23 protein-coding genes are annotated in these 26,269 nt (G+C 64.1%); 15 read left to right on the forward strand and 8 right to left on the reverse strand.

What is annotated here, in order from left to right:
- Positions 1-57: 57 nt before the first annotated feature.
- From ACDI39_RS06830 to ACDI39_RS06865, 8 genes are all read left to right on the forward strand, one after another.
- Entirely contained in the window at positions 58-834 is a 777-nt protein-coding gene (locus tag ACDI39_RS06830; protein WP_225789713.1) for a YqcI/YcgG family protein, read from the forward strand.
- Between the two features lie 2 nt (positions 835-836).
- The gene (locus ACDI39_RS06835) at positions 837-1,463 is read left to right on the forward strand and encodes a LysE family translocator (protein ID WP_253080338.1); all 627 of its coding nucleotides are present in this window, start codon (positions 837-839) and stop codon (positions 1,461-1,463) included.
- A 40-nt stretch (positions 1,464-1,503) separates the two neighbouring features.
- On the forward strand, positions 1,504-2,628 hold the full coding sequence (locus ACDI39_RS06840) for a hypothetical protein (protein WP_225789715.1): 1,125 nt from the start codon (positions 1,504-1,506) through the stop codon (positions 2,626-2,628).
- A 146-nt stretch (positions 2,629-2,774) separates the two neighbouring features.
- Positions 2,775-3,437 carry an SEL1-like repeat protein gene (locus ACDI39_RS06845; protein ID WP_368815320.1) on the forward strand — a complete coding sequence of 221 codons (663 nt, stop codon included), beginning with the start codon at positions 2,775-2,777 and terminating at the stop codon, positions 3,435-3,437.
- A gap of 277 nt (positions 3,438-3,714) precedes the next feature.
- Positions 3,715-4,416, forward strand: a complete 702-nt coding sequence (locus ACDI39_RS06850) for an AzlC family ABC transporter permease (protein WP_225789716.1) — start codon at positions 3,715-3,717, stop codon at positions 4,414-4,416.
- Entirely contained in the window at positions 4,413-4,727 is a 315-nt protein-coding gene (locus tag ACDI39_RS06855) for an AzlD domain-containing protein (RefSeq protein ID WP_225789717.1), read from the forward strand. Before ACDI39_RS06850 ends, ACDI39_RS06855 begins: the two co-directional genes overlap by 4 nt.
- On the forward strand, positions 4,724-5,557 hold the full coding sequence (locus tag ACDI39_RS06860; RefSeq protein ID WP_253080339.1) for an AraC family transcriptional regulator: 834 nt from the start codon (positions 4,724-4,726) through the stop codon (positions 5,555-5,557). The genes ACDI39_RS06855 and ACDI39_RS06860 overlap by 4 nt, the downstream gene beginning before the upstream one ends.
- Before the next feature lie 97 nt (positions 5,558-5,654).
- Complete coding sequence (locus ACDI39_RS06865; protein ID WP_225789719.1) at positions 5,655-5,882, forward strand: hypothetical protein; 228 nt, start codon at positions 5,655-5,657, stop codon at positions 5,880-5,882.
- 122 nt (positions 5,883-6,004) lie between these two features.
- Here ACDI39_RS06865 and ACDI39_RS06870 read toward each other — a convergent pair whose 3' ends face one another.
- On the reverse strand, positions 6,005-7,210 hold the full coding sequence (locus tag ACDI39_RS06870; RefSeq protein WP_225789720.1) for an MFS transporter: 1,206 nt from the start codon (positions 7,208-7,210) through the stop codon (positions 6,005-6,007).
- Positions 7,211-7,319: 109 nt separating this feature from the next.
- Between ACDI39_RS06870 and ACDI39_RS06875 the strand changes: the two genes are divergently transcribed.
- Positions 7,320-8,173, forward strand: a protein-coding gene (locus tag ACDI39_RS06875) for an IS5 family transposase (protein WP_262967485.1) whose coding sequence is annotated in 2 segments (ribosomal slippage) — positions 7,320-7,661 and positions 7,664-8,173 — 852 coding nt in all. Because the reading frame shifts where the segments join, the coding sequence is not laid out codon by codon here.
- 423 nt (positions 8,174-8,596) lie between these two features.
- Here ACDI39_RS06875 and ACDI39_RS06880 read toward each other — a convergent pair.
- The 5 genes from ACDI39_RS06880 to ACDI39_RS06900 form a co-directional block, all read right to left on the reverse strand.
- The gene (locus ACDI39_RS06880) at positions 8,597-9,076 is read right to left on the reverse strand and encodes a copper chaperone PCu(A)C (RefSeq protein WP_225789736.1); all 480 of its coding nucleotides are present in this window, start codon (positions 9,074-9,076) and stop codon (positions 8,597-8,599) included.
- A 5-nt stretch (positions 9,077-9,081) separates the two neighbouring features.
- Positions 9,082-9,687, reverse strand: coding sequence for an SCO family protein (locus ACDI39_RS06885; protein WP_225789721.1), 606 nt, complete (start codon positions 9,685-9,687; stop codon positions 9,082-9,084).
- Between the two features lie 272 nt (positions 9,688-9,959).
- A complete protein-coding gene (nfuA, locus tag ACDI39_RS06890; protein ID WP_253080340.1) occupies positions 9,960-10,544 on the reverse strand; it encodes a Fe-S biogenesis protein NfuA in 585 nt (194 codons plus the stop codon).
- Positions 10,545-10,602: 58 nt separating this feature from the next.
- Positions 10,603-11,637 (reverse strand): acyltransferase family protein, encoded by a 1,035-nt coding sequence (locus tag ACDI39_RS06895; RefSeq protein ID WP_225789723.1) that lies wholly within the window; start codon positions 11,635-11,637, stop codon positions 10,603-10,605.
- 206 nt (positions 11,638-11,843) lie between these two features.
- Positions 11,844-14,144 (reverse strand): fatty acid cis/trans isomerase, encoded by a 2,301-nt coding sequence (locus tag ACDI39_RS06900; RefSeq protein ID WP_253091204.1) that lies wholly within the window; start codon positions 14,142-14,144, stop codon positions 11,844-11,846.
- Positions 14,145-14,305: 161 nt separating this feature from the next.
- Between ACDI39_RS06900 and metH the strand changes: the two genes are divergently transcribed.
- The 6 genes from metH to ACDI39_RS06930 all read left to right on the forward strand — a co-directional run bounded on the left by metH (position 14,306) and on the right by ACDI39_RS06930 (position 24,256).
- Positions 14,306-18,013, forward strand: coding sequence for a methionine synthase (gene metH / locus ACDI39_RS06905; RefSeq protein ID WP_253091203.1), 3,708 nt, complete (start codon positions 14,306-14,308; stop codon positions 18,011-18,013).
- A gap of 127 nt (positions 18,014-18,140) precedes the next feature.
- Entirely contained in the window at positions 18,141-18,359 is a 219-nt protein-coding gene (locus ACDI39_RS06910; protein ID WP_225789726.1) for a DUF2970 domain-containing protein, read from the forward strand.
- Between the two features lie 622 nt (positions 18,360-18,981).
- Entirely contained in the window at positions 18,982-20,634 is a 1,653-nt protein-coding gene (locus ACDI39_RS06915; protein ID WP_225789727.1) for a nitrite/sulfite reductase, read from the forward strand.
- The gene (locus ACDI39_RS06920; protein WP_225789728.1) at positions 20,618-21,112 is read left to right on the forward strand and encodes a DUF934 domain-containing protein; all 495 of its coding nucleotides are present in this window, start codon (positions 20,618-20,620) and stop codon (positions 21,110-21,112) included. The genes ACDI39_RS06915 and ACDI39_RS06920 overlap by 17 nt, the downstream gene beginning before the upstream one ends.
- A gap of 194 nt (positions 21,113-21,306) precedes the next feature.
- The gene (gene dkgB / locus ACDI39_RS06925) at positions 21,307-22,110 is read left to right on the forward strand and encodes a 2,5-didehydrogluconate reductase DkgB (RefSeq protein WP_486538121.1); all 804 of its coding nucleotides are present in this window, start codon (positions 21,307-21,309) and stop codon (positions 22,108-22,110) included.
- A 229-nt stretch (positions 22,111-22,339) separates the two neighbouring features.
- On the forward strand, positions 22,340-24,256 hold the full coding sequence (locus ACDI39_RS06930) for a tyrosine-protein phosphatase (protein WP_486538123.1): 1,917 nt from the start codon (positions 22,340-22,342) through the stop codon (positions 24,254-24,256).
- A gap of 43 nt (positions 24,257-24,299) precedes the next feature.
- On the opposite strand, the gene ACDI39_RS06935 is transcribed toward ACDI39_RS06930, so the two are convergent.
- Positions 24,300-25,265, reverse strand: coding sequence for a helix-turn-helix transcriptional regulator (locus ACDI39_RS06935; RefSeq protein WP_486538125.1), 966 nt, complete (start codon positions 25,263-25,265; stop codon positions 24,300-24,302).
- Between the two features lie 222 nt (positions 25,266-25,487).
- Complete coding sequence (locus tag ACDI39_RS06940; protein WP_486538127.1) at positions 25,488-26,231, reverse strand: hypothetical protein; 744 nt, start codon at positions 26,229-26,231, stop codon at positions 25,488-25,490.
- Positions 26,232-26,269: the final 38 nt, after the last annotated feature.

Below are 26,269 nucleotides of genomic sequence, written 5' to 3' on the forward strand. Positions count from 1 at the left end.
TATATAGCGAAACCGCTTGTATCTGGCGGGAAGTTCAAAAGAACTGCTGGGGTAATCATGTTTACGGGTTATGGGAACTGCTATCGCCTGGATGCGCTAGAGCTAGCCTCTGAACATATCCAGAACCAACGACACTGGGCGTACGAAACCATCGAACGCTTTCGCGCCATCCTCGCCAACCCCGACTTTCCGTGCCTGTTCGGCCGCAAGGCGGTGGCCGCCGGCACCTGCTCCATCGTCTTCGCCCGTGCCGGGCAACTGGCCGCGGACATTGCCCGGGGCCTGGCCGAATACGTACGCGCCCTCGAGCCCGTGCCGCTCAAGCAGCGCATCGGCAACCCACTGCTGGTGTTCCTCGAGACCCATGCCGGCAGCAGCCTGGCGCAGCAGCAGGCGCTGGCCTGGTCGGTGCTGCAAGAGCTGCATGAGCACGACCCGCTGCCCTGGCCGGAGGACATCCCCAAGGATCCCCACGACAGCGGCTGGTCGTTCTGCTTCGCCGGCATGCCCCTGTTCATCAACATGAACTTCCCGGCCCACCAGCAGATGAAGAGCCGCAACCTGGGCGAGCATATCGTCTTCGTCATCAACCCCCGGGAAAGCTTCGACGAAGTGGCCAGCGCCACCAGCGAAAGCGGCCAACGCATCCGGGCACGCATCCGCGAACGGGTGCGCCATTACAACGACGGGGTGATGCCCGATACCCTGGGCTTCTTCGGCCAGGCCGACAACTTCGAATGGCGCCAGTACCAACTCCAGGAACCGGGCTCGCTGAATCCTCCGCGCTGCCCGTTCCAGGCCCTTGCGACACCCGACACACTGATCGAGAACTGAACGTGAATACCGCACTGACCGCCACCTACGCCCTCACCGTCCTGCTGCTGATCGCCACGCCCGGCCCGGTGGTGGCACTGATCGTCAACACCGCCGCGGCCTGCGGCACGCGCAAGGCCCTGTTCACCGCCGTCGGCACCAACTGGGCCTCGCTGGTACTGATCGGCGCCGCGGCCTGGATCATCATGACCAGCGCGGCCGTCGACAAGGCCTGGCTCAGCGGCATGAGCCTGCTGGGTTGCCTGTTCATCGGCTACATCGCCATCGGCACCCTCAGGGAAGCGCTGCAGGCCCCCATCGCCGAGGCCGGGCCCGACACCGCCGGGCCCGGGCGCGGCGGGCTGTTGCAGGGGTTCATGGTGGGCATCTCCAACCCCAAGGACATCATCTTCTTCATTTCCTTCTTCCCGCAGTTCATCCAGATCACCGAATCCTTCGAAAAAAGCATGGTGGTGCTGTCGCTGCTGTGGATCGCCATCGATTTCGCCGTGCTCAGCCTGTACATCTTCGCCATCGGCAGGATCACCTCGCAGCGCAGCAATCGCCTGATCACCCTGGCATCGGGCGTCGCCCTGCTGCTGATCGCCGTCGGCGGGCTTGCCTACAACATCAAGGCGCTGGCCGGCTAAGCCGGCACGCACCAGACCGTCGATTCGACAAGGAGCGCCCATGAGGCCGATCGATCACGCCACGCACGCCCAGGACAGCCTCCTTCCTCTGCCCCAGGACTACCAGCGCTTCCTGCTGCTGGGTAGCCGCCGGGCGCCGCATACCCTGTACATGCACGAGCGTGGCTATCGATCCGGCACCATCAATACCGACGCCCTCGGGATGCGCTACAGCCACGCGGGAGACAAGCGCTACTCGGTGGCCGAACACAAGGGCGCGAAGCGGGTCAATCTGCTGGTGGGCGGCTCGACCGCCCTGGGGATTGGCGCCAGTTCCGATGAACACACGGTGGCGTCCTACCTGTCGCGGCTCACCGGCGAGGTCTGGCTGAACCTGGCCGGCTGTGGGCTCAACGCCACCCAGGAACTGCTGACCTTCCTCAGTCATCAGCACCGTTTCGCGCAGATCGGCCACGTCGTGGTGCTGAGCGGCCTGAACACCCTGGCGCAAGAGGCACTGGGCGAGGTCCTGGCGAGCGAGCAGGCCACCGCCTACCAGGATGTGCTCAACAGTTTCAACGAAGGGGTACAGGCCTGCGACGCACCGCGCCGCGAATCGTTCTGGCAGCGCCTGGGCAAGGCCTTCGCGCCCCGCCACCAGCCCGCAGCGGTCGCCTGGACGCTGCCGGCCCCGGGCAAACGCCTGAACCAGGCGGCAGACTGCATCGGCCGCACCCTGCAACAGTGGGACCGGCTCCTGGCCAACGGCCATGCCACCCTCACCTTCATTCTCCAGCCCCTGCTGCCCTGGTGCCGGGAGAGCCTGCCGGCCGGCGAACAGGCCATGCTCACGGCGCTGCAACAGCAACCGACGAATTTCGACCGGCTCCTGGCCGACGTTTTCGACAGCCAGTTGCACACGGCATTTTTCCGGCGCATCAAGGACCAGGCCGGGCCAGTCCCGTGCTACGACATGAACAGCATGCTCAGCAGCTCGCCGGTGTTCGGCGAGCCCCTGTTCGTCGATCGCCTGCACTTCAACGACCTGGGCAACAATGCCCTGGCCAAGGTGATCACCGCCAAGCTGGGGCTGGCCCAGGAAAAGTACGAATTACAAGCTGCCTCCCGTCTGGCTCGTCCGACAGGTCGGGAAATGGGCTTCCGGCATGTACCGGTCGGTGGCTAGAATACGGGCTTGTCGTTCTGATTTGCCTGAGGCACATGTGTAACCGTGAACATCGAAGCCGCCCTGCCACATCTGGCCGCACGCCGTAAACGGTCCGCCACCGAGGTCTGCCCGTGAGTCGTGCCGCGCTCCTGCCGCCCTTGCTCATGGCCCTCGCACCGCTCGGCGCCCACGCGCTGGAGGTGCAGATCGATCCACATGCCGACCTGCTCTATCGCCAGGCCTTGCCCCTGCTCGAACAGGCCGACGCCCAGGACGACAGCGCCAGCACCCTGCGTACCGCCGTCGACAGCGATCCGGAGCTCAGCCGCCAAGGCCAGGCCATGGCCAGGACCCTGCCTACGGCCGTGGCGCTGCTCAAGAAATCAGTAGCGCTTGGCCACCCGGTGGCTCAGTACCGCCTGGCCCTGTACTACATGACCTACCTGCCGGCCGCACAGATTCCCGATGCAGCCTGCCCATTGCTGCAGGCCAGTCTCAAGCAGGGCTTCGCGCCGCCGGCGCCGGCGATCGCCACCTGGTGCCCGCCCTACAACGCCAGCCCCGCCTATCGCGATGCCTTGGAGGCGATCCCCGGCATGGCCACCCTGTATGCGCCCTACTACCCGCAACCGGCGGTGCGCCTGGCCTGTAACCGCAGCCAACCGCAGGGGCTGGAGATGCAATGGGGGCGCCAGCGCGACTACCAGGCCGAAGTCTACCGCCTGCTCGGCGACCTCGATCCGCAGCATCGCCAGGTACTGCTGCAAAAAGCCGTGGAGATCAACGGCTGCGCCGCGGCCCAGCAGCGGCTGACCAGCAGCCACTAGGGGCTTCGCTTGCCCCCGACGTCAGTCGGTTGAGCTGCATTGGGGGTTGCTTTGCAGCCCATCGCCGGCAAGCCGGCTCCAGCCCCTGCAAACCGCATCAAGTATGGCCGACTCGAACCCTGTGGGAGTCGGCTTGCCGGCGATGGGGCGCGAAGCGGCCCAATAGCGTTGAACAGCATCGAAGCGAACAGCCCCCGCAAGCAGAGCAAGATCATTCAAGCCACGCCCCTTGCGCCTCTGGCATGCTGCCCTTCCCTGTCGACTCATCGCCGCCACCATGCCCAGCAGTCCGCCCATCGCTCGCCAAGCCTTCCTCCACGGCGCCGTCGCCATCCTTCCCCTGTCCCTGGCCGTCGCGCCCTGGGGCCTGCTCGCCGGCTCCATGGCCATCGAAGCCAAACTCAGCCCCTGGGAAGGCCAAGGGCTGTCCGCCATCGTCTTCGCCGGTGCAGCACAACTGGTGGCGATCGGTATGCTCAAGGGCGGCGCCAACCTGCTGTCGATCCTGCTGACTACCTTGCTGCTGACCTCCCAGCACCTGCTCTACGGCCTGTCCATGCGCCCGGTGCTGTCCGGCCAGCCGCTGCGCTGGCGGCTGGGGCTGGGCTTCCTGCTCACCGACGAATTCTTCGCCCTGACCAGCCAGTACGACCAGCAGCAATTCAACCGCTGGTACGCCCTGGGGGTCGGCCTGACGTTCTACGTCGCCTGGAACCTGTTCACCCTGGCCGGCATCGTCCTCGGCCAGAACATCCCGCACCTGGATCGGTTGGGCCTGGATTTTTCCATCGTCGCCACCTTCGTCGCGCTGATCGCCCCGCTGGTGCGCAACCTGCCGACGCTGGTCTGCGTGGCAGTGTCGCTGTTCTGTTCGGTGCTGTTCAGCTACTGGCACTGGGAAACCGCCCTGGTCGCCGCCGGCCTGCTGGGCATGGCGGCCGGCTTCGTCTGCCAGAAACTCTCGGGAGCCCGCCCATGACCTGGTTGCTGATCTTCGCCATGGGCGCTGTGGTGTTCCTCAATCGTTACGCCTTCCTCGAGCCACGCCTGCCGCTGCGCCTGAGCTCCAATGCCCGGCAGTTCCTCGGCTTTGCCGTGCCTGGCATGCTCACTGCGATCTGCGGGCCGATCATCTTCCTGCCCGGCCACCAACTCGACCTGAGCCCGGGCAACCCCTACCTGCTCGGCGCGCTGGTCGCTATCGGCCTGGTGCTGTTGACCCGCAGCGTATTGCTGAGCATGCTGGCGAGCATGCTGATCTTCTTTCTCCTGCGCAGTTGGCTGGCATGAGCACGTCCCTGCGCGAACAGACCCATCTCTGGCAGGCACCGGCCCTGGGCGACGTGGAAATGCTGCATGCGCGGTATTTCCAGCAGCGTTTCGCCCCGCACGTGCATGAAGGCTATGTGTTCACCGTGATCGAGTCCGGCGCCCAGCGCTTCTGGCACCGTGGCAGCGAGCACCTGGCACCGGTCGGCAGCATGGTGCTGATCAACCCCGATGAACTGCACACCGGGGCCACCGCCCATGAGGCGGGCTGGCGTTATCGCGGCTTCTATCCGGAGCATGAGCGGGTCACTGGCGTGCTGAAGGAGCTGGAACTGGGCCGCCACGGCATGCCCCACTTCAAGCAGAGCGTGATCCAGGACCCGGCCCTGGCCGCGGCCTTCAGCCACTTGCACCAGCTCTCCGAGTCTGGCGCCAGCGCCCTGGAGCAGCAGACGGCCTGGCGCCATGCCGTACTGGCGTTGGTGCAGCGCCACGGCCATTGCGCCGAGGCGCCCGCGCCGGGCAACGAGCCCTTGGCCGTGGCCCGCGCTCGGGAATTGCTGGAAAGCCAACTGGCCGACCCGCCCTCGCTGGAAGCCCTGGCCAGTGCCGTGAACCTCTCGCCCTTCCATTTCGCCCGGGTATTCCGCCAGGCCACCGGCCTGCCGCCGCATGCCTGGCTCAAGCAGCGACGCCTGGCCCGCGCCCGGGAGTTCCTCAAGAGCGGCCTGCCCGCCTCGGAGGTGGCCTTCGCCCTGGGATTCGCCGACCAGAGCCACCTGAACCGGCAGTTCAAGCAAGCCTATGGGGTGACGCCGGGGGACTATCGGCAAGCCTGCCTGCAGCCGTGACGGCAGTCGCCAGCGGCGCTGGCACCGTGCGGCAGTTGGCCCCAGGCAAGCTGCCCGGCCGCTGCTACACTGACAAGGCTGAATGGAGGATCCTGCCATGTCCGAAAGAGAGCTCACCACCCTCCTGACGCTGATGAACCAGCGCCAAGCCTGCCTGAGCAGCGCCTGCAAGGAGATCGCCGACTGGATCGACCGGCAGGGCGACGTGCCCGCCGCTGGCAAGATCCGCGCAAGCCTCAAGGCCCTGGAAGCCGACGAAGCCCAGCTGCGCAAGACCCTGACATCGCTGTCGATCGAACGACCGTTGCCGCGGTTTCGTAGCTGAATGGGGGCCGCTTTGCGGCCCTTTCGCAACGCAAGGCCGCTCCCACAGATAGCGCGCAAGTTTCGAGCTAGCGCGCTATCTGTGGGCTTGATCCTGCACCGAAGCCAGCTCCTCGCACAGCGCTAGCGCTTATCCAGTTTTCCCCTGATATTCCAGCGCAAGGGCGCGACAAACAGCATGAACGTCATCCAGATGAAGGTAGCTGGCCCTGCCAGTACGTAGACCAGGCTGGCAACCAGGCCTGATACGGCATCGCCGATGACAGCGGTGAAGTAGTACAACGAGAAGTTCCGACCGACCTCATGATCGTTGGACAGGCACTGGATATTGGTCACGATGGCGATATCGACGAAAGCGCCGATGAACCCGACGAAAAACAACAGCAGCAGAAACAATGCGCTATTGAGCTGAAGCGCCACCGCGGCGGCGAAGAACAATGCTCCGTACAAGGACCAATAGCGCAGCACTAGACGCGCGGTAGTTCGTTTATTGAAGCGGGTATAGAGCATCCCACCCAGCACAGTGCCCACTGCCAGCAAGGAAAATACATAGCCGACCGCAGCCTCCGAACCAAAGTGCTCGAGCACCGAGGCCGGGAGGATGAAACGAATCACCGAAGTGGCGAACATGGCGCAGAGCGTGGTGCAGCAGATAACCGCAAACAGCGGTGCATTGCTGCCCCTAAGCTGGCCCACGCTACGCGCCGCATCGCGGATCAAACCGGGGGCATCGAACGTGACGCCGGGCCCCTTCTTTCCAGCTGGCAGTGTGGCGATGCTGGCGGCCGACAGCGATAGGCAAAAAGCAAAGAACACGAATGTCGCATCGCTGGAAAGCGATAGGACAAGTACCGAAAACACCAGCGGTCCAAGAATCGAGGCAATATCTTCGACCACTTGTACGCCGCTGTTGACAAAAGACAGGTCGTCCTTCTCGACAATATCTGGAAAATAGGCGCGAAATGTTGGTACGAACAAACAGTCCAAGGCCGTCATCGACATTGCCAGAGCGATGACTACAACCAGCGTGGGTGCAGACCAGGCGAACATGAAATAGAACACCACGGCCACAATGCTCTTGGCCAACTCGACTGTTACGAGAGTGCGCTTCTTGTCGCAGTGGTCGGCCAGCCATCCACCCATGGGGGAGAACAGTGCGCTGGGCAAGAAACGGAAGAAATAGACCATTCCAATCAACAGCAAGTCTGCCTTGGCCATTGAGACTACCGAGACAGCGAAGGCAGTTTCGAAGGCGAACTCACCACATTTGGAAAAAAAGTAGCCTGTGGAAAGAGTCCTGGTTCCACGGTTCAGGTTCAATGCCCGCATATCGTCTCGCCTGCCCTAGGCTCTGTATGAAAACCTTTGAAACGCCACCAGAGCCGCTGAAAGCCTGATTTTCCGTAGAGTTCTCACCTTTTAGGCGAAGCATTCTGCCATGCCCAAGCGATACGAACTTTCCGACGCAGACTGGGAAATAGTCGCCGATCTTTTTACTGCCCCTCGGCGTACCGGACGCCCAAGAGCTGATGATCGCCTGATGCTCAATGGCGTGCTGTGGGTGCTTTGCTCTGGCGCCGCATGGCGAGACATGCCGGAGCGATTCGGGCCTTGGTCCACGGTCTATCAGCGCTTCCGAGATTGGCGAAACCAGGGCATCTTCAACAAAATGCTCAAGCGCCTACACGTGAAACTCAACGCTCAAGGCCTGATCGACTTGGACACTTGGTGCATTGATTCAACGGCAGTCAAAGCGTCCCGGGCCTCATCTGGAGCAGGCCAAAAAGGGGGGCGGAAGAACCAACGGACCACGCACTCGGAAGAAGCCGGGGTGGGCTGACAACGAAAATTCACATGGTCTGCGACACCCGAGGTGTGCCATTGCATTTCATCCTCTCCGGTGGACAAGCCAGCGATATTTCCCATGCTGAACCCTTGCTGGACGGTGTTCACATTCCCACCGAACGAGGTAGGCCCCGTAAGCGATGCCGCAAGCTGATAGCGGACAAAGGCTACGACGCAGAAACGCTGCGGCAGTACTGCGACCGGTATCGCATGCAGCCCGTGATTCCCTACCGAATCATGAAGCGCAAACCGAAACCTGGATTGCCGCGTCTGTTCGACAAACCCAAGTACCGGGAACGCAACGTTATCGAGCGACTGTTCGGCTGGCTGAAGGAGCATCGTCGCTTGGCGACCCGTTACTGCAAGCTCGCGAAAAGCTATGCCGCCATGGTCACATTGGCCTGCTGGCGGCGATGTCTACGACAGTACTTTTCGTACAGAGCCTAGCCTTCCGCATGGAGCGACTCATCCTGGTGACGCCACAGCCCGGCGTAACCAGGTGCACGTAGACCAATGAACGTTTCCTGGCGCATCACCCAATATATGCGCCTTCATCTTTAGTAAATTCTAAATTTAAAAACCCAATACCTGCGGCGTGGAAAACTACGCCCCCGACAACCGAGAAGCAACTTAAAACATGTAATAAGTTATTTTTAATCCCACCGGAAATATCTTAAGGAAAACACCTACACCAAAGCCAAATAATCTGCTGACTAAATAAACAGAATGTTTAATGCAGTTCTTAAGAGCGGGGCCGCTCCCACACGAACCTGCAGGCCGCATCATGTGTGGTCGACGTGGGCTTTGTAGGAGCGGGCTTGCCGGGCCGCCGCGAATGGGCTGCGCAGCAGCCCCGGGCGAGGTGGGAGGTCAGTGCATGTGCGCGTGGTCGTGACCGTGGCCGGCGCCTTCGGTCAGCGGGCGTACCGGGGCCTGCACTTGCAAGGTCTGCTTGGCGCCCTTGGCGTCCTCGATGGTCAGGGTCAGCGGCACCTGCTCGCCTTCCTTGACCTGCTTGTTCAAGCCCATCAGCATCACGTGGTACCCACTCGGGTCCAGGCTCACGGCCTTGCCGGCAGGCAGCTCGACGGCCTTGACTTCCCGCATGCCCATCACGTCGCCATCCATGGTCATTTCGTGGATCTGCACGGTCTTGGCGACCGTCGAGGCCACGCCCACCAGCTTGCTGTCGCTGCTCGCGGTCAGGGTCATGAACGCACCGGTGGACTGCTGGTGCGGCACGCTGGCGCGGACCCAGGCGTCGCTCACGGTGGTTTCGGCCAGGGCCGGCAGGGCCAGGCCCATCAAGGCCAGGGCGGCCAGGCCGCGCTTGATCGGTTGCATCGAAATTGCCATTAGCAGATCTCCATCAGGGTGAGCAGGTCTTCGCTGCATTCCTTGGCGTTCAGGGAATGACCCAGGCTCAGGCGCAGGGTGCCACGGGAATCGTAGACGTAGCTGGTGGACGAATGGGAGATGGTGTAGGTGTCGCCGGCCGGCACCTTCTCGTAGAACACCTTGAACTCCTTGGCCACCTCGGCGATTTCCTCCGGGGTGCCAGTCAGGGCGGTGAACGACGGGTCGAAGGCCTTGACGTAGGCATCGAGCACCTCGGGGGTGTCGCGCTCCGGGTCCAGGGTGATGAACACCACCTGCAGGAAGCCGGCATCGCGCCCCATCAGCTTCTTGATCTGCACCGCGCGCGCCAGGGCGGTCGGGCACACCGCCGGGCACTGGGTGAAACCGAAGAAGATCATCGGCATCGTGCCGTAGAAGCTCGACAGGGTGCGCTCGTTGCCTTGGGTGTCCTTCAGGCGGAACTTGCGCCCGAGGATCTCGTTGCTCATGTTCTTGCCATACTTGAACTCGAGCCCCCGGGCCGGGCTGCAGCCCGCCAGCAGGCCAAGCCCCAGAACGCCCATCCCGGCGACGACAGCACGCCGGGTCAGTAGATCAGTCATGGAACCATCCTTTACAGGGAAGGTGCCGGCCCTTGGGACAGGCCAGCGAAAAACCGGGGCATTCTGGCATGACACCCGCGGGTCTTCTACCCGAGGAAGGGGGCATCGGCCTGCAGGCCTTTGAATACGGGCTGCGGCCTGTTGTCGCAGGGGTTGAATCGGTAACAGTTTGTTGCTAGATGAAGACGCTGTCAGGTGCCAGACAGTCAAGCGGCGCTTGCCATCTTGGGGCACGAAGCGGCCCCACATGACAAACGCCTGTCGCCTGCCGATCAGTAGTAGGCGTTTTCCTTGTTGCTGTGGTCGGTCACGTCACGCACGCCCTTGAGCTCGGGAATACGCTCGAGCAGGGTGCGCTCGATGCCGTCCTTGAGGGTGACGTCGGCCTGGCCACAGCCCTGGCAACCGCCACCGAACTGCAGCACGGCGATGCCGTCTTCGACCACGTCGACCAGGCTCACGGCGCCGCCGTGGCTGGCCAGGCCCGGGTTGATCTCGGTCTGCAGGTAATAGTTGATCCGCTCGTTGAGTGGGCTGTCCTCGTTGACCATCGGCACCTTGGCGTTCGGCGCCTTGATGGTCAGCTGGCCGCCCATGCGGTCGGTGGCGTAGTCGACCAGCGCGTCCTCGAGGAAGGGCTCGCTGACCGCATCGATGTAGGCGGTGAAGCTCTTCAGGCCCACGGCGGTGTCGTCGGGTTTTTCCTCGCCCGGCTTGCAGTAGGCGATGCAGGTTTCGGCGTACTGGGTGCCCGGCTGGGTGATGAAGATACGGATGCCGATACCCGGGGTGTTCTGCTTGGACAGCAGATCGGCCAGGTAATCATGGGCGGCGTCGGTAATGGTTATAGCGCTCATGGAAGTTCCTCACAGACTTGCCGGCAAGTGTACGCCAAGCTGGCGCCTGAACAAAGTCCTAGCATTTGACTCGGGAAAGCGCCAGTGCCTGGCGTTGCCCAGGCCGCGCCGCGAACCAGGCCTGCAGTCGCCGGTACAGGCCGCGCTCGAGCCAGTGGTAGCTGAGCCACGACATCAGGCCAATGAGCGGCACGCAGAAAGCGAACGCCAGGTAGGGGTCCAACCCCAGGCGTCGGCTGGCGAACCACCCGCCATAGAGCACCAGCACATGGATCAGGTACACCGAGTAGGAACAGTCGCCCAGTGCCTTGAGCACCCGGTTGCCCCGGAACCAGGGCTCCAGGGCCACGAACGCGAACACCACCAGGGCACTGGGCAGGCCCCAGTGCAGCAGCCGCATCGAAGCGTCCAGGTGATAGAGCGCAAAGCCTGCCGCCGCCAGCACCGCCAGGGGCAGCCACAGCCCTTCGCGGATCATGCCGCGACGGTACAGCACGCCCAGGCCGATGCCGAGCAGGAACTCGTAGATGATGTCGTTGTTGTAGAAGCGACTGAGCACGCCCAGGCGCCCCAGTACCTCGCTGACCAGCAGCAACGCGGCGCTGACCAGCACCAGGTGATGGCGCTGGCGCACCAGGAAGGCCAGGCCGAACAGCAGGTAGAAGAACATCTCGAAGTTGAGCGTCCAGCCCACATTGAGGGTCGGGTACAGCCCGTAGCCTCCTGGGTTCTCGGCGGGGATGAACAGCAGCGACAGCAGCAGGTGCTGCCATTCGAACACCTGGTGCGGCATCCAACGGCTGGCGGCGAGCAACAGCAAGGCCATGAGCAAGGTGTAGAACCAGTAGGCCGGGACGATACGCAACACCCGGTTGAGCAGGAACTGCCCAGGGGCGACCGCTTTGTCGCGGGTCGAGAGGTAGATCACCATCCCGCTGATGACGAAGAAGATATCGACGCCTACCGCGCCGCGGTGGCTGAACAGTCGGCCGATGGGGCCGGTGGCATGGAAGTCGAAGAAGATCTGCATGAAATGGTGGCAGACCACCACCCAGGCGGCGAACGCCCGTAGTGCCTGAAGCGAATACAGCATGGATTGCCCTGCGTTTTCTGGTGCATTCAGGCCCCGCTTTCATCGCCTGGCGCGTGCCTCGCACGCGCTCGCGGGCAAGCTCGCCCCACAGGGGTAGCGCCGTTCCTCAGCGGGCGCTCCCACAGGCCAGGCAGCTCCAAGCGGGACCGCCCGTGCGTGGGACCGCAGGATGCCGGGAAAGGTCAGGCGCCCGTCCCGGCGACCGATCAAAGGTTCTCGTAGCGGTTCATGTCCAGCACGCCTGCCTCCACCGGGTCGGTCTCCTGGATGTAGCGGTTCAGGTCATGGAAGTAACGCCAGAACTGCGGATGGCTACGGCGCACGCCCCAGCGCTCGACGAGGGTCTCGAACTTGCCCTGGTCGTCACGGGCCGCCTCCATGTCTTCGACGAACTCCGGCACATCGCGGGTGGGAATGTTGAAGATGAAATTGGGGTAGCTGCTGAGCACGCCCGGGTACAGCGTCAGGGTGTCCAGGCCCGGCTGGTAGCGGTAGGCCTCGCCGAGCAGGAAGGCGACGTTGCTGTGCGCGCGGTTGCGCAGCAGGCTGTAGACCTGGCGCTGGCCGCCCTGCCCTTCGATGCGCAGCAGGGTCGCCTCGGGCAGTTGGCCGATCACCTTCAAGCCTGCGGCCGGGCGCGACACCAGGCGGCTGAGGCTCTGCTCGGCGTCACGGAACTCCGACGCCAACCCCGGCCGCGAGCAATAGGCGCCCTGGCAGCGGTTGATCGGGTCGGGCGCGGCATTGAGGCTGCCGGTACGCTGCAACAGTTTCAGGCCGAAGTCGCGCTTGGGGTCGTGCTCGTCCAGCTTGAGCGCGCTCGGGGTGCTGGTATCGATGTCCTCGTAGTCGAGCCACATCTTCACCTTGCCGCTGTTCTGGTACCAGTCGCCGAGGATCGCGCCGCGCTGGTCGGCGGGCATCAGGCGCAGGAAGTTGACCTCCGCGCCATTGCGGATCAGGTCGAAGTACAGGCGCGTCTGCAGCTGGTGCGAGACGTTGCCGAACACGTCGAAATTGACCGCCAACTGGTAGTAGGTGCGCTCGAACAACGGGTAGTCGAACAGCCAGACGGTCAAGGGTACGTCACCGATCAGGCCCTTGCTCACCGAGGCGCTGTCGAAGTGGCGGAAGATGGTCAGCAGCGCATTGTCGTTACCCGCCCACAGGGTCGACCAGCTCGGCGCCGGCATCTGCGCGTAGGCCTCGCGGCGCAGAGTCTCATAGGCGTTGCGCTTGTCGCGGTAGGCGTGCCAGAGCGTCAGCACGCTGCCGACGTCGTCGATCTGCCCCGGCATGGCCAGCAGTGGCGTGGCCTCGCCACGGTATCGGGCATCGGTGACATAGCGGTCGTAGGCCGGCTCCTGGAACAGTGCCCAGAAGTGGTCGCGGATCACGTCGGTGGCGATCTGGCCGCGGCACACCGGGCCTCGGATGAAGGTGCGCACGAAGTACTCGGCGTTGTCCAGCATGAACTGGTAGCGCGCCACCGCCGGGATCGCCTCGAAGGTTTCGAACGGGTTGGCGCGGTGACGCGGGCCATAGCCGGGCAACGAAGTGGCGTGCCAGTCGCCGCTGTAGAACAGCTGCTTGACCCGCTTGAGCTTCTGCGGCCCCATCGGGTAGGTGATGTGGGTCTTGTGCACGATCACGCCCTGCACCGGGACCAGGCGGTAGTAGAAGTCGGTCCCCGGCGGGTCATTGGGCCGGCGGGTGGCGATCACGTCGACCGGCTGGCCGCTCGGCGTGCGCGAGCGCACCCACTGGAAGAAGTGGCCCGGCTCGCCACCGACGAAATAGATGTGGGCAAGGAACAGGTGCTCGTACAGCCAGCGGCCGACCAGGGCCTCGGTAGAGCCCGGGCGGTTGAGCAACTCCTCCCACTCGGCGATCTGCCTGGCCTCGGCCGCACTGGGCTGGAGCGGCTGGTATTCGACCGGAGCACCGGCCGCCAGCCAGCGCTGCAAGGTCTGGTACTCGGCGTCGGTCAGGCCGGTGACCGCCAGGGGCATGCCCTCCTTGGGATGGGCGCCGGCATAGGCGTCGAACTCATGGGGCAATGGGCACATGTTGTTGCGGTTGAGCCCCAGGACGATCTCTTCGGGCAACTTGGCGTTGGGTGTGAGCGGGGTCTTGTGGCCGAGCTCGAGCATGCGCGCCATCAGCGCGGCCTGGCTGCCCTGGCCGTCGAGCACCGAGTAGAAGCCCTTCTTGCGCCACTGCTCCTCGCTGTGGGCATCGTAGAACAGGCGCGTGGTGGGCACCGCCTTGCTGCGGTCGCCCTGGTACACCGGGACCTTGGATGCCCCGCGCACCGCCCCTTCGGGGCTTTCCAGCTTGAGCTGGCAGGCGGCATCGTTGCAGGCGTGGCAGGCCACGCATTTCTCGGTGAAAATCGGTTGAATATCCCGGGTGTAGGAGATTGCCGGGCTCGATTGCGGGGCTTGCCCCGCCGCCACGCCGCTGATGAGCAGCGCGAAGGCGCCGGCAAGTAAGCGATGCACCATGTGCCGAATGTCCTGGTTCCTGTAAGCCATCACGATGTGCCTGGCGGGTAGTGGGTGCGCGAACATGAAGGAAATTCATGCAAACGGGCGATGCGTCTAAAAACCGCGCACCTTTGTTATCATGGCGCACCCTCTGTCATTTGCCCGACCAGGTAGTTCCTATGTCCGACCGCAGCGCTCGTTTCCAAGCACTTCAGCAAGCACTCAAGGAGCGCATACTGATCCTCGACGGCGGCATGGGTACTATGATCCAGAGTTACCGCCTCGAGGAACACGACTATCGTGGCACGCGCTTCGCCGATTGGCCAAGCGACGTGAAAGGCAACAACGACCTGCTGCTGCTGACCCAGCCCGATGTCATCGCCGCCATCGAGAAGGCCTACCTGGACGCCGGCGCCGATATCCTCGAGACCAACACCTTCAACGCCACGCAGATTTCCCAGGCCGACTACGGCATGGAGGCGTTGGTCTACGAACTGAACGTCGAGGGCGCACGCATCGCCCGCCAGGTGGCCGACGCCAAGACCCTCGAGACCCCGGACAAACCGCGTTTCGTCGCCGGCGTGCTCGGCCCGACCAGCCGTACCTGCTCGATCTCCCCGGACGTCAACGACCCGGGCTACCGCAACGTCACCTTCGACGAACTGGTGGAAAACTACACCGAGGCCACCCGTGGCCTGATCGAGGGCGGCGCCGACCTGATCCTGATCGAGACCATCTTCGACACCCTCAACGCCAAGGCGGCGATCTTCGCCGTGCAGCAGGTGTTCGAGGAAGACGGCGTCGAACTGCCGATCATGATTTCCGGCACCATCACCGATGCCTCCGGCCGCACCCTGTCCGGGCAAACTACCGAGGCGTTCTGGAACTCGGTGCGCCACGCCAAGCCGATCTCCGTGGGCCTGAACTGCGCCCTCGGCGCCAAGGACCTGCGCCCTTACCTGGAAGAGCTGGCGACCAAGGCCGACACCCATGTCTCGGCCCACCCCAATGCCGGCCTGCCCAACGCCTTCGGCGAATACGACGAAACCCCGGCGGAAATGGCCGCGGTGGTCGAGGAGTTCGCTGCCAGCGGCTTTCTCAACATCATCGGCGGTTGCTGCGGCACCACCCCGCCGCACATCCAGGCCATCGCCGAGGCCGTGGCCAAGTACAAGCCGCGTGAGATCCCGGAAATCCCCAGGGCTTGCCGCCTCTCGGGCCTGGAGCCGTTCACCATCGATCGCCAGTCGCTGTTCGTCAACGTCGGCGAGCGCACCAACATCACCGGTTCGGCCAAGTTCGCCCGGCTGATCCGCGAGGAGAACTACACCGAGGCCCTGGAGGTCGCCCTGCAGCAGGTCGAGGCCGGCGCCCAGGTGATCGACATCAACATGGACGAAGGCATGCTCGACTCCAAGGCTGCCATGGTCCGCTTCCTCAACCTGATCGCCGGCGAGCCGGACATCTCCCGCGTGCCGATCATGATCGACTCCTCCAAGTGGGACGTGATCGAGGCGGGCCTCAAGTGCATCCAGGGCAAGGGCATCGTCAACTCGATCTCCATGAAGGAAGGCGTCGAGCAGTTCAAGCACCATGCCCGCCTGTGCAAGCGCTACGGCGCCGCAGTGGTGGTGATGGCCTTCGACGAGGTCGGCCAGGCCGACACCGCCGCGCGCAAGAAGGAAATCTGTCAGCGCAGCTACGACATCCTGGTCAATGAAGTGGGCTTCCCGCCGGAAGACATCATCTTCGACCCGAACATCTTCGCCGTGGCCACCGGCATCGAAGAGCACAACAACTACGCCGTGGACTTCATCGAAGCCTGCGCCTACATCCGCGACCACCTGCCCTACGCGCTGTCGTCGGGTGGCGTGTCCAACGTGTCGTTCTCGTTCCGTGGCAACAACCCGGTGCGCGAGGCGATCCACTCGGTGTTCCTGTTCCATGCCATCGGCAACGGCCTGACCATGGGTATCGTCAACGCCGGCCAGCTGGAGATCTACGACGAGATCCCCGCGACCCTGCGCGACAGGGTCGAGGACGTGGTGCTCAACCGTACCCCGGAAGGCACCGATGCCCTGCTGGCCATCGCCGACGAATACAAGGGCGGCGGCGCCAGCAAGGAAGTCGAGGACGAGGCCTGGCGCGCCATGCCGGTCGACAAGCGCCTGGAGCACGCCCTGGTCAAGGGCATCACCGCGCACATCGTCGAGGACACCGAGGAGTGCCGCCAGCAGTGCGCGCGCCCCATCGAGGTCATCGAAGGGCCGCTGATGAGCGGCATGAACGTGGTCGGCGACCTGTTCGGCGCCGGCAAGATGTTCCTGCCCCAGGTGGTCAAGTCCGCCCGGGTGATGAAGCAGGCCGTGGCGCACCTGATCCCCTTCATCGAAGCGGAGAAAGGCGACACCCCGGAGGCCAAGGGCAAGATACTCATGGCCACGGTCAAGGGTGACGTGCACGACATCGGCAAGAACATCGTCGGCGTGGTGCTCGGTTGCAACGGCTACGACATCGTCGACCTGGGCGTGATGGTGCCGGCAGAGAAGATCCTGCAGACCGCCCGCGAGCAGAAGTGCGACATCATCGGCCTGTCCGGCCTGATCACCCCGTCGCTGGACGAGATGGTCCACGTCGCCCGCGAGATGCAGCGCCAGGGCTTCGAACTGCCGCTGATGATCGGTGGCGCCACCACCTCCAAGGCACACACCGCGGTGAAGATCGAGCCCAAGTACTCCAACGACGCCGTGGTCTACGTCACCGACGCCTCCCGCGCCGTGGGCGTGGCCACCCAGTTGCTGTCCAAGGAGCTCAAGGCCGGCTTCGTCGAGAAGACCCGCGAGGAATACCAGCAGGTGCGCGAGCGCACCGCCAACCGCAGCGCCCGCACCGAGCGCCTGGGCTACGACCAGGCCATCGCCGCCAAGCCCCAGTACGACTGGGCCGGCTACACCCCGGCGGTGCCCTCCTTCACCGGCGTCAAGGTGCTGGAGGACATCGACCTGCGAATGCTGGCCGAGTACATCGACTGGACGCCGTTCTTCATCTCCTGGGACCTGGCCGGCAAGTTCCCGCGCATCCTCACCGACGAAGTGGTCGGCGAGGCGGCCACGGCGCTGTACAAGGATGCCCGCGAGATGCTCGACAAGCTGATCGACGAGAAGCTGATCAGCGCCCGCGCGGTGCTCGGCTTCTGGCCGGCCAACCAGGTGGAGCACGACGACATCGAGGTCTATGGCGACGGCGGCGAGAAACTGGCCACCCTGCACCATCTGCGCCAGCAGACCATCAAGCCCGACGGCAAGCCCAACCTGTCGCTGGCCGACTTCGTCGCGCCGAAGGACAGCGGTGTCACCGACTACATCGGCGGCTTCATCACCACCGCCGGCATCGGTGCCGAGGAAGTGGCCAAGGCCTACCAGGACAAGGGCGACGACTACAGCTCGATCATGGTCAAGGCCCTCGCCGACCGTCTGGCCGAGGCCTGCGCCGAATGGCTGCACGAGCGGGTGCGCAAGGAATACTGGGGCTATGCCAAGGACGAACAGCTGGACAACGAGGCGCTGATCAAGGAGCAATACAGCGGCATCCGCCCGGCCCCCGGCTACCCGGCCTGCCCGGACCACACCGAGAAGGCCACCCTGTTCCGCCTGCTCGATGGCACCGCCATCGGCGAGAAAGGGCCGAGTGGTGTATTCCTCACCGAGCACTTCGCCATGTTCCCGGCGGCGGCGGTCAGCGGCTGGTACTTCGCCCATCCGCAGGCCCAGTACTTTGCCGTGGGCAAGGTCGACAAGGACCAGATCGAGCGCTACAGCGCGCGCAAGGGCCAGGACATCAGCGTCAGCGAGCGCTGGCTGGCGCCGAACCTGGGCTACGAGGGCTAGGTCCAGCTTCTTTACAAGCCATTCTGGCCTCTTCGCGGGCTTGCCCCGCGAAGAGGCCGGTACAGCCCACCCAAATCCCCGGGTTGCCTACACTATCCCTGATTGCCTCTGACATCAGGAGCCACTCATGGACGACCGCGACCAGGACAAACCACCCACCTTCTGGCAGATGCTGCACAGCGTCCTCGCCGCGGCCTTCGGCGTGCAAAGCGGCAAGAACCGTGCGCGCGACTTCACCCATGGCAAGGCCAGCCACTTCATCGTGCTGGGCACGCTGTTCACCCTGGTGTTCATCCTCGTGCTGATCGGCCTGGTGCAACTGGCGCTGCACCTGACTGCGCGCTAGGCCTGCGGCTTGTCCCACTGCCGGTCAGTCAGAGATTTGCGTGAATGCTGGAGCCAGAGCAACCCGCCTGCGGATATCCCTTCCGCAGGCGGCTCAGGCTTGGATCAAGGTCGTTGCGAATGAAAGCTACTGATGGCTGACCCAATACACAGCGGCCACGACTACCAGGACGATCAGGCAAAGGATCGCCCAGGCATCCACAGTGCTGTCAGTCTTGCGCAGCTTGGTCGAGTTTCCCATTGCATTGCCTCTTGTAGTGGTTATGGGAATGCACTTCACCTCCAGCAGTTAAGCCTAGCAATGCCCTTCTCTCAAGCAGGGGCTTTCGGTAATCGACGACCGACGACCAACTAGGGCACGGAAAACCCGCGCCACCAACCTTCGGCGCTGTAATGCTGAAAATCGCCCCACAGTCGGTAAAGATACCGCCACATCCCCGCACCGTATTCGCGCCATCATCGCCGGCAAATGCCAGTCAATCTCACTTAGTCCAATTGGTTCTTTTCATATGCAAAAACATCACTTTAGCGCATAAACACAAACTGCTATCGTTCCCCCGCTCCGAAGCGGAGTGCGCGGCCGTGCGCGCGATTAGCTGCATGCAGCCTGAGACAGGACTTATATGTACGTATACGACGAGTACGATCAGCGGATCATCGAGGACCGCGTCAAGCAGTTCCGTGATCAGACCCGCCGCTACCTGGCCGGTGAGCTGAGCGAAGAAGAATTCCGCCCTCTGCGCCTGCAGAATGGCCTCTATATCCAACGTTTTGCCCCGATGCTGCGCGTCGCCGTGCCTTATGGCCAGCTGAACTCGACCCAGGTGCGCATGCTGGCGAAGATCGCTCGCGACTACGACAAGGGCTACGCACACATCAGTACCCGGCAGAACGTGCAGTACAACTGGCCGGCGCTGGAAGACGTCCCAGAGATCCTCGCCGAACTGGCCACCGTGCAGATGCACGCGATCCAGACCAGCGGCAACTGCCTGCGCAACACCACCACCGACCAGTTCGCCGGTGTTGCCGCCGATGAAGTGATCGACCCGCGCCCCTGGTGCGAGATCGTCCGCCAGTGGACCACCTTCCACCCGGAATTCGCCTACCTACCGCGCAAGTTCAAGATCGCCATCAACGGCTCGAAGGAAGACCGCGCGGCCATCGAGGTGCACGACATCGGCCTGGAGCCGGTGTACAACGAGGCCGGCGAGCTGGGCTTCCGCGTGCTGGTCGGTGGTGGCTTGGGCCGTACCCCCGTGGTCGGTGCGTTCATCAACGAGTTCCTGCCCTGGCAGGACCTGATCAGCTACCTGGACGCCATCCTGCGCGTGTACAACCGTTACGGTCGCCGTGACAACAAGTACAAGGCGCGGATCAAGATCCTGGTCAAGGCCCTGACCCCGGAAGTCTTCGCCGAGAAGGTCGAGGCCGAGATGGCCCACTTGCGTGGCGGCAGCACGACCCTGACCGAAGCGGAAGTCGAGCGCGTCTCGCGCCACTTCGTCGACCCGGCCTACCTGACCCTGGACAACGTCGACTACAGCGCCCTCGACCAGGAATTCCCAGGCTTCGCCCGCTGGCGCTCGCGCAATACCCGCGCCCACAAGCGCCCGGGCTACGTTGCCGTGACCCTGTCGCTCAAGCCCACTGGCGTTGCCCCGGGCGACCTGACCGACAAGCAGCTCGACGCCGTCGCCGACCTGGCCGACCGCTACAGCTTCGGCTTCCTGCGCACCTCCCATGAGCAGAACATCATCCTCGCCGACGTCGAGCAGCGCCAGCTGCATGCCCTGTGGCTGGAACTGCGCGAGCTGGGCTTCGCCACGCCGAACATCGGCCTGCTGACCGACATCATCTGCTGCCCGGGTGGCGACTACTGCTCCCTGGCCAACGCCAAGTCGATCCCGATCGCCGAATCCATCCAGCGCCGCTTCGACGACCTGGACTACCTGTTCGACATCGGCGAGATCGACCTGAACATCTCCGGCTGCATGAACGCCTGCGGCCACCACCACGTCGGCCACATCGGTATCCTTGGCGTCGACAAGAAGGGCGAGGAGTTCTACCAGGTTTCCCTGGGCGGCAACGCCGCGCGCGATGCGAGCCTGGGCAAGATCCTCGGCCCGTCCTTCGCCCAGGATGAAATGGCCGATGTGATCGAGAAGCTGATCTCGGTGTACGTGGAACGACGTACCGAGGACGAGCGCTTCATCGACACCTACCAGCGTATCGGCATCGACCCTTTCAAGGAACGCGTCTATGCAGCGAATCATTAAGAACAACGAGATCGTCGACGAGACCTGGCACCTGCTGCCCAAGGACACGCCTCTCGACGAGCTGACCAACTGCGACGACTACATCGTCCCGCTGCAACTGTGGCGCGAGCATGCCCACGCCCTCAAGGCCCGCGACGGCGGCCTGGGCGTGTGGTTGGACAGCGATGAAGAGGCCGAGGAGATCGGCGACGACGTCGAGCACTTCCAGGTCATCGCCCTGAACTTCCCGGCCTTCACCGACGGGCGCAACTACTCCAACGCGCGCCTGCTGCGTGACCGCTACAAGTTCAAGGGCGAGCTGCGCGCCATCGGCGACGTGCTGCGCGACCAGTTGTTCTACATGGCCCGCTGCGGCTTCGATGCCTTCGCCATTCGTGCCGACAAAGATCCGGAAGATGCCCTGCAGGGACTGAAGGACTTCTCGGTCACCTACCAGGCCGCCACCGACGAACCGCTGCCGCTGTTCCGCCGCCGCTGATCGATGCCTCCCCCACCGGCCCGCCCTTTGGCGGGCCGGTTCGTTTCCAACCTGCAAACCCCGCCATTCCTGACTCCAAGTCAAAAGACCTTGCTCCCCGCAAGCCTTAATCCCATCCCGCCAAACGTCCACACTGGAGATAGCTGCAAGCCGCGAGCTGCAAGCTGCAACTCCCCCATCCAGGAGCACATCCCATGAGCATCCCGTCCTTCGGCCTCGGCACCTTCCGCCTGACTGGCCAGGCTGTCATCGATTCGGTGAAGGCCGCACTGGCGCTGGGCTACCGCGCCATCGACACCGCACAGGTCTACGGCAACGAGGCCGATATCGGCCAGGCCATCGCCGAGAGCGGCATCGATCGTAGCGAATTGTTCATCACCACCAAGATCTGGGTCGACAACTATGCTGCCGACAAACTGATCCCCAGCCTGCGCGAAAGCCTGGCGAAACTGCGCACCGACCATGTCGACCTGACCCTGATCCACTGGCCGGCGCCTGGCAACGGCGTCGAGCTGGGCGAGTTCATGACCGCCCTGGCCGAAGCCAGGAAGCAGGGCCTGACCCGCCAGATCGGTATCTCCAACTTCAACATCGAGCTGACCCGCCAGGCCATCGACGTGGTGGGCAAGGGCGAGATCGCCACCAACCAGATCGAGCTCAGCCCCTACCTGCAGAACGCCAAGCTCGTGGCCTTCCTCAAGGAACAGGGCATCACCGTCACCTCGTACATGACCCTGGCCTACGGCAAGGTGCTCAAGGACCCGGTGCTGGCCAGCATCGCCGCCAAGCACAAGGCCACCGTGGCGCAGGTCGCGCTGGCCTGGGCGATGCAACTGGGCTACGCGGTGATCCCCTCCTCCACCAAGCACGAGAACCTTGCCAGCAACCTGCTCGCCCGTGACCTGCGCCTGGACGACGAGGACATGGCACGCATCGCCACGCTCGAACGCAACGGTCGCGAAGTCAGCCCTGACGGCCTGGCGCCGGCCTGGGACTGAGGCATTCCCGGCCTTGGCAGCCTTGGGTAATGCAGCCCTGAAACTCGCTGGGCAATTAGGACTTTTCGGGGCTGCTTTGCAGCCCCCTGCTCGCACCCCGCCAATGGACAGAAAACGAACGCCGCGGACGGATCGCGCATTCATTCTCACGCCCTGGCTTTCTGCAATATCTGGTTTCACCTAGCCCACGGATAGTAGCCAGCCCAACGTATTCAACGAGGCTAGATCCGTGCTGCAACGTTTCCTTTGCTCCCTGTCCCTGCTGACGCTCGCCATCTCCGCCGCCCACGCCACCGAGCCGCTGACCACGCCACGCCTGAGCGGCATGGACAATTTCCGTGACATCGCCGGCACCACCACCGCCTATGGCACCACCCACGACGGCACGATGCGCGCCGGGGTGTTCTACCGCGCCAACGCCCTGACCCCGACCGCGTCTGACCTGGTCACGCTGAACGGCCTGAACATCAGCAACGTCTACGACCTGCGCACACCCAGCGAGATCGCGGCTACGCCCGACACCCTGCCGGCCGGCTCGCGCTACCAGAACATCGACATCATCGGCAGCACCACCTCGGGCGCGGACATCACCCATATCGCGTTCTCCAGCGCCGCCGAAGCCACCGCCATGATGCAGGAGACCAATCGCGCCTTCGTCAGCGACGCCGGCATGCGCGGCCAGTTCGCGGTGCTGTTCAACGAACTGGCCAGCGCCGAGGGTGCGGCCCTGTTCCATTGCACCGCAGGCAAGGACCGCACCGGCTGGACCGCCGCGGTGCTGCAAAGCATCGCCGGGGTCGACGATGCCACCCTCATGAGCAACTACCTGGCCACCAACGACTACACGGCCGAACGCATGGCAGCCACCCTCGCAGCGATGCCGCCGGAGACGGCCGCGATCTATGCGCCGTTGCTGGGCGTGGACGCCAGCTACCTGCAGGCCGGCCTGGACGAGGTGAATACGCAGTACGGCAGCATGGACAACTACCTGAAGGAGGGCCTGGGCCTGTCGCAGGAGACGATCTACGTGCTGCGCGGCAAGATGGTGCGCTACGGCAGCCTGCCCGGCCAAGCGGGGCTGCAAGGCAACGCCGCCGCTGGCGCACGGTTGCTGCAACAGCTGCAGGACACCGACCTGTCGGGCACCTACAGCGCCTACAACTACTACCTGCAATCGGCCATCGATGCAGGCACCCTGGGCGGCGTCGAAGCCACCGTCGGCGGCCAGGTGCATGCCGACGCCGCCAGCTACCTGCTGCGCCAGGGTACGCTGATCGACCAGGCGACCGCCCCCATGGCCAGCGGTACCGACCTCGCGATTGGCCAGGCGCACCTATGGAGTGCCGCCCTGGCCGGTTACCAAGGCACCGACGGCAGCGCCCACGCGCGCAGCAGCAACGAACACAGCCAGGGCATGGTGATCGGCCTAACCCAGCGTTTTTCCGAACAGCTCAGCGCCCATGCCGGTTTCGGCTACAGCCACGGCAATATCGGCGGGGCCGGCGGCGAAGCGGACACCGACCTGACGTTCCTCAAGGCAGGTGCCCGCTTCGCCCCGGACGGCCTGGAGCGTGGCATGTTCATCGACGCCAACGCCAGCGCCGGCTGGCTCGACTACGACAGCAAGCGTGAGCTCGGCGGAGGCCTGGGCACGGCCAAGGGCAGCAGCCATGGCAACTTGGCCGGGGCAAGCCTGGCGCTGGGTTATCGCCTGCACACGGGCGCGATGGTGCTGGAACCGAGCCTGGGCGTGCGGATCAGCCATGTGGACCTGTCGGGCTTCACGGAAAAAGGCAGCGAACTGGCCCTTGAAGTCGACGCCATCCAGCAAACCCGGCGCAGCGCCGTGGCCAGCCTGAGGGCCTCCTTCGCGCCTGTCCCGCTGGGTGGCGGATGGCAGTTGCTGCCGGGCCTGTCGATGGGTTACGAACATGTGCTGGGCGACCACCAGGTGGACAGCGAGGGCCATCTGCTGGGGCTGGATATCGAGCAGCGAGCGGCGTTCGACGATCGTGACCAGTTCACCGCTGGCGCCAGCCTGATGGCCAGCCTGGGTGCCCTGAGCCTGGGCGCCGAAGTGAATGCCAGCGGCGGCGGCGATAGCCATGGGGCCAGCGCAAGCCTGAAAGCCAGCTATGCGTTCTGACGGGTAGCGCCGGCCGCTCCCGCCGGGGCGGCCTGGTGCTTCACTACCCTCGCCCTCCGCACTTCACATCAGCCGGGCGCACCCCGTAGGCCTGCTGAAAATACCGTGAAAACCGGCCGGCATTGCTGAACCCATGTCGCAGCGCCACCTGCGCCACCGACACCTCCTGCCCGTCCACCAGGGCCTGGTAGGCCCGTTCCAGGCGCACCTGCCGCTGGTATTCCACGATCGACATGCCGACGAACCGACGGAAACCTTGCTGCAAGGCACGCAGGCTGACATTGGCCAGGCCCGCGAGCTCCGCGCCCGCCACGACGTTCCCTGGGTGTTCGCGCATGTAATCCATAGCTAGCCTCACGTGCCGCGGCGCGATCGGCGGCAGCGGGCGACGCAGGGTCTCGGTATGGTTGTGCGGCCAGGCCTCCAGCACGGCGTCCACCAGCATTTCCTGCAGGCGCAGCGGCATCAGCGCGCCGCTGTGGATCAATTGCTCGAACTCGCTGCCAGTGGCCAGCTCGAGCAAGGCGCGGATGCCCTGGAACGCCGAGATAACCAGGCTCACCACCGGCTCGAAGCAGATCGGCTGCAACACCGGCTTGCCCAGCAGCACGGCCAGCCGCTCGGTAAACAGCCCCCGCCGGATCGACATGCCGCACTGGGCGTGGTTGTCGGCAAAGCGCACGGAGCGTATCGCAGCCTTGTCGATGGCAAGCCCCACCCGGGCGAAGCCAACCGACTCGGCCGCATGCTCGAAGATGATCTTGCCCGCCGTGGGCAGGACGAAGGTGATTTCGTCCTGGGGCTTGGGAAAGGCGATGGAGAAATCGCCCTGGTAGTGCATGCGGCGGAAGCTGATGCCCTCATGACGGCCGTAGACGCCACCGATGACGATGTGCTCCGGCAGTGGCGGCGTATCGGCGTAGAGGTTGCCGAACATTCTCGCGAACAGCGCACCGAAGGCGTCGCTGGACATATCGGCGCAGCGGAGGATGATCCGCTTGCGGGGCATGCTGGGGTACACCGTGCGTGTCACCTTGAGGCCAGGGCTGGACGGAAGAATCGCCAGCACCTTAGCAACCACGGATGACAGCCGCGTGACGGGCAGCCCCTGCCCAACAGTACTCAGCGCAGCACGCAACCGGCACTACCGCCGACGAGCATCGTCAGCACTGGGGCGGCTCGAGGAACGGGTCGGCAGGCAAGGTTGCCGAGCCGGTCGCGGCACGGTTTCCTACAACGGCGTGCCAGAACGGCCAAGCGCCCGACGCTGCGCCAGGCAGACGTAGCCCAACCCCAACACACCGATGAACAGGCACGCCAGCAACAACATCAGTTCCCTGCTATACCTGCCTGCCCAGGCCGGGAAGCCAACGAACTCCCGGTAGACCTGCACATCCGCCAGCCCATCGGCATGCCGGATGCTGATGCCACCTTGGCGGATCTGCGAGTAGTCCGAATCGAAATAGACCCAGACCTTGCAGTGACCTTCCCGGCCGATCGAGGCGATGTCGATAAGGCCAGTCGGCTCCTGAAGGATGTTGTCGTTGCCGTTTTCGTCGCGGATCTGCACCAGCCCCTTGGCCGGCAAGCGGATCCGCACGTCGCGCACGGGCGCATCGCCCTTGTTGCGCAACTCGATGAGCAGCCCGGTACGGTGATCCACCAGGCCCGCCTCGAAGGGCTTGGCGAACAGTTGCAGGTAAGGCGCCTGGGCCAGGTCGACCAGCTTGTCGAGCTGCTGACGATTGAGCGCGCCCTTGCCAACCTCCCTGATCTGGGCGTGCAGTCGCTCGTACTTGAGCAGCTCGTTGGTCTTGCTGATGCGCTCGCTGAACTGGCTCGGGTAGGTCAGGTAGGAATAGGTCAGGCGCGCCTGCAGGCCGTCGTCGTCCTTGAACATCGCATAGAACGCGGCGGCGGAAGCGGCGACGACCAGCAGGCCCACGAGGGATTTCCCGACTTTTTCCCAACTCACCTTGGCGGTTCCTTCTTTCGCTATGTGGGTGGCACGAA

This window comes from Pseudomonas sp. Tun-23181 (assembly GCF_057415455.1).

What these genes read in the sequence shown, in the direction of transcription:
- ACDI39_RS06915 (WP_225789727.1), top strand. Translation starts at nt 18,982, where the DNA reads ATGTACGTATACGACGAGTACGATCAGCGGATCATCGAGGACCGCGTC.
- ACDI39_RS06840 (WP_225789715.1), top strand. Translation starts at nt 1,504, where the DNA reads ATGAGGCCGATCGATCACGCCACGCACGCCCAGGACAGCCTCCTTCCT.
- dkgB (WP_486538121.1), top strand. Translation starts at nt 21,307, where the DNA reads ATGAGCATCCCGTCCTTCGGCCTCGGCACCTTCCGCCTGACTGGCCAG.
- ACDI39_RS06850 (WP_225789716.1), top strand. Translation starts at nt 3,715, where the DNA reads ATGCCCAGCAGTCCGCCCATCGCTCGCCAAGCCTTCCTCCACGGCGCC.
- ACDI39_RS06845 (WP_368815320.1), top strand. Translation starts at nt 2,775, where the DNA reads ATGGCCCTCGCACCGCTCGGCGCCCACGCGCTGGAGGTGCAGATCGAT.
- ACDI39_RS06900 (WP_253091204.1), bottom strand. Translation starts at nt 14,144, where the DNA reads ATGGTGCATCGCTTACTTGCCGGCGCCTTCGCGCTGCTCATCAGCGGC.
- ACDI39_RS06830 (WP_225789713.1), top strand. Translation starts at nt 58, where the DNA reads ATGTTTACGGGTTATGGGAACTGCTATCGCCTGGATGCGCTAGAGCTA.
- ACDI39_RS06870 (WP_225789720.1), bottom strand. Translation starts at nt 7,210, where the DNA reads ATGCGGGCATTGAACCTGAACCGTGGAACCAGGACTCTTTCCACAGGC.
- ACDI39_RS06885 (WP_225789721.1), bottom strand. Translation starts at nt 9,687, where the DNA reads ATGACTGATCTACTGACCCGGCGTGCTGTCGTCGCCGGGATGGGCGTT.
- ACDI39_RS06855 (WP_225789717.1), top strand. Translation starts at nt 4,413, where the DNA reads ATGACCTGGTTGCTGATCTTCGCCATGGGCGCTGTGGTGTTCCTCAAT.
- ACDI39_RS06920 (WP_225789728.1), top strand. Translation starts at nt 20,618, where the DNA reads ATGCAGCGAATCATTAAGAACAACGAGATCGTCGACGAGACCTGGCAC.
- ACDI39_RS06865 (WP_225789719.1), top strand. Translation starts at nt 5,655, where the DNA reads ATGTCCGAAAGAGAGCTCACCACCCTCCTGACGCTGATGAACCAGCGC.
- nfuA (WP_253080340.1), bottom strand. Translation starts at nt 10,544, where the DNA reads ATGAGCGCTATAACCATTACCGACGCCGCCCATGATTACCTGGCCGAT.
- metH (WP_253091203.1), top strand. Translation starts at nt 14,306, where the DNA reads ATGTCCGACCGCAGCGCTCGTTTCCAAGCACTTCAGCAAGCACTCAAG.
- ACDI39_RS06935 (WP_486538125.1), bottom strand. Translation starts at nt 25,265, where the DNA reads ATGCCCCGCAAGCGGATCATCCTCCGCTGCGCCGATATGTCCAGCGAC.
- ACDI39_RS06895 (WP_225789723.1), bottom strand. Translation starts at nt 11,637, where the DNA reads ATGCTGTATTCGCTTCAGGCACTACGGGCGTTCGCCGCCTGGGTGGTG.
- ACDI39_RS06860 (WP_253080339.1), top strand. Translation starts at nt 4,724, where the DNA reads ATGAGCACGTCCCTGCGCGAACAGACCCATCTCTGGCAGGCACCGGCC.
- ACDI39_RS06910 (WP_225789726.1), top strand. Translation starts at nt 18,141, where the DNA reads ATGGACGACCGCGACCAGGACAAACCACCCACCTTCTGGCAGATGCTG.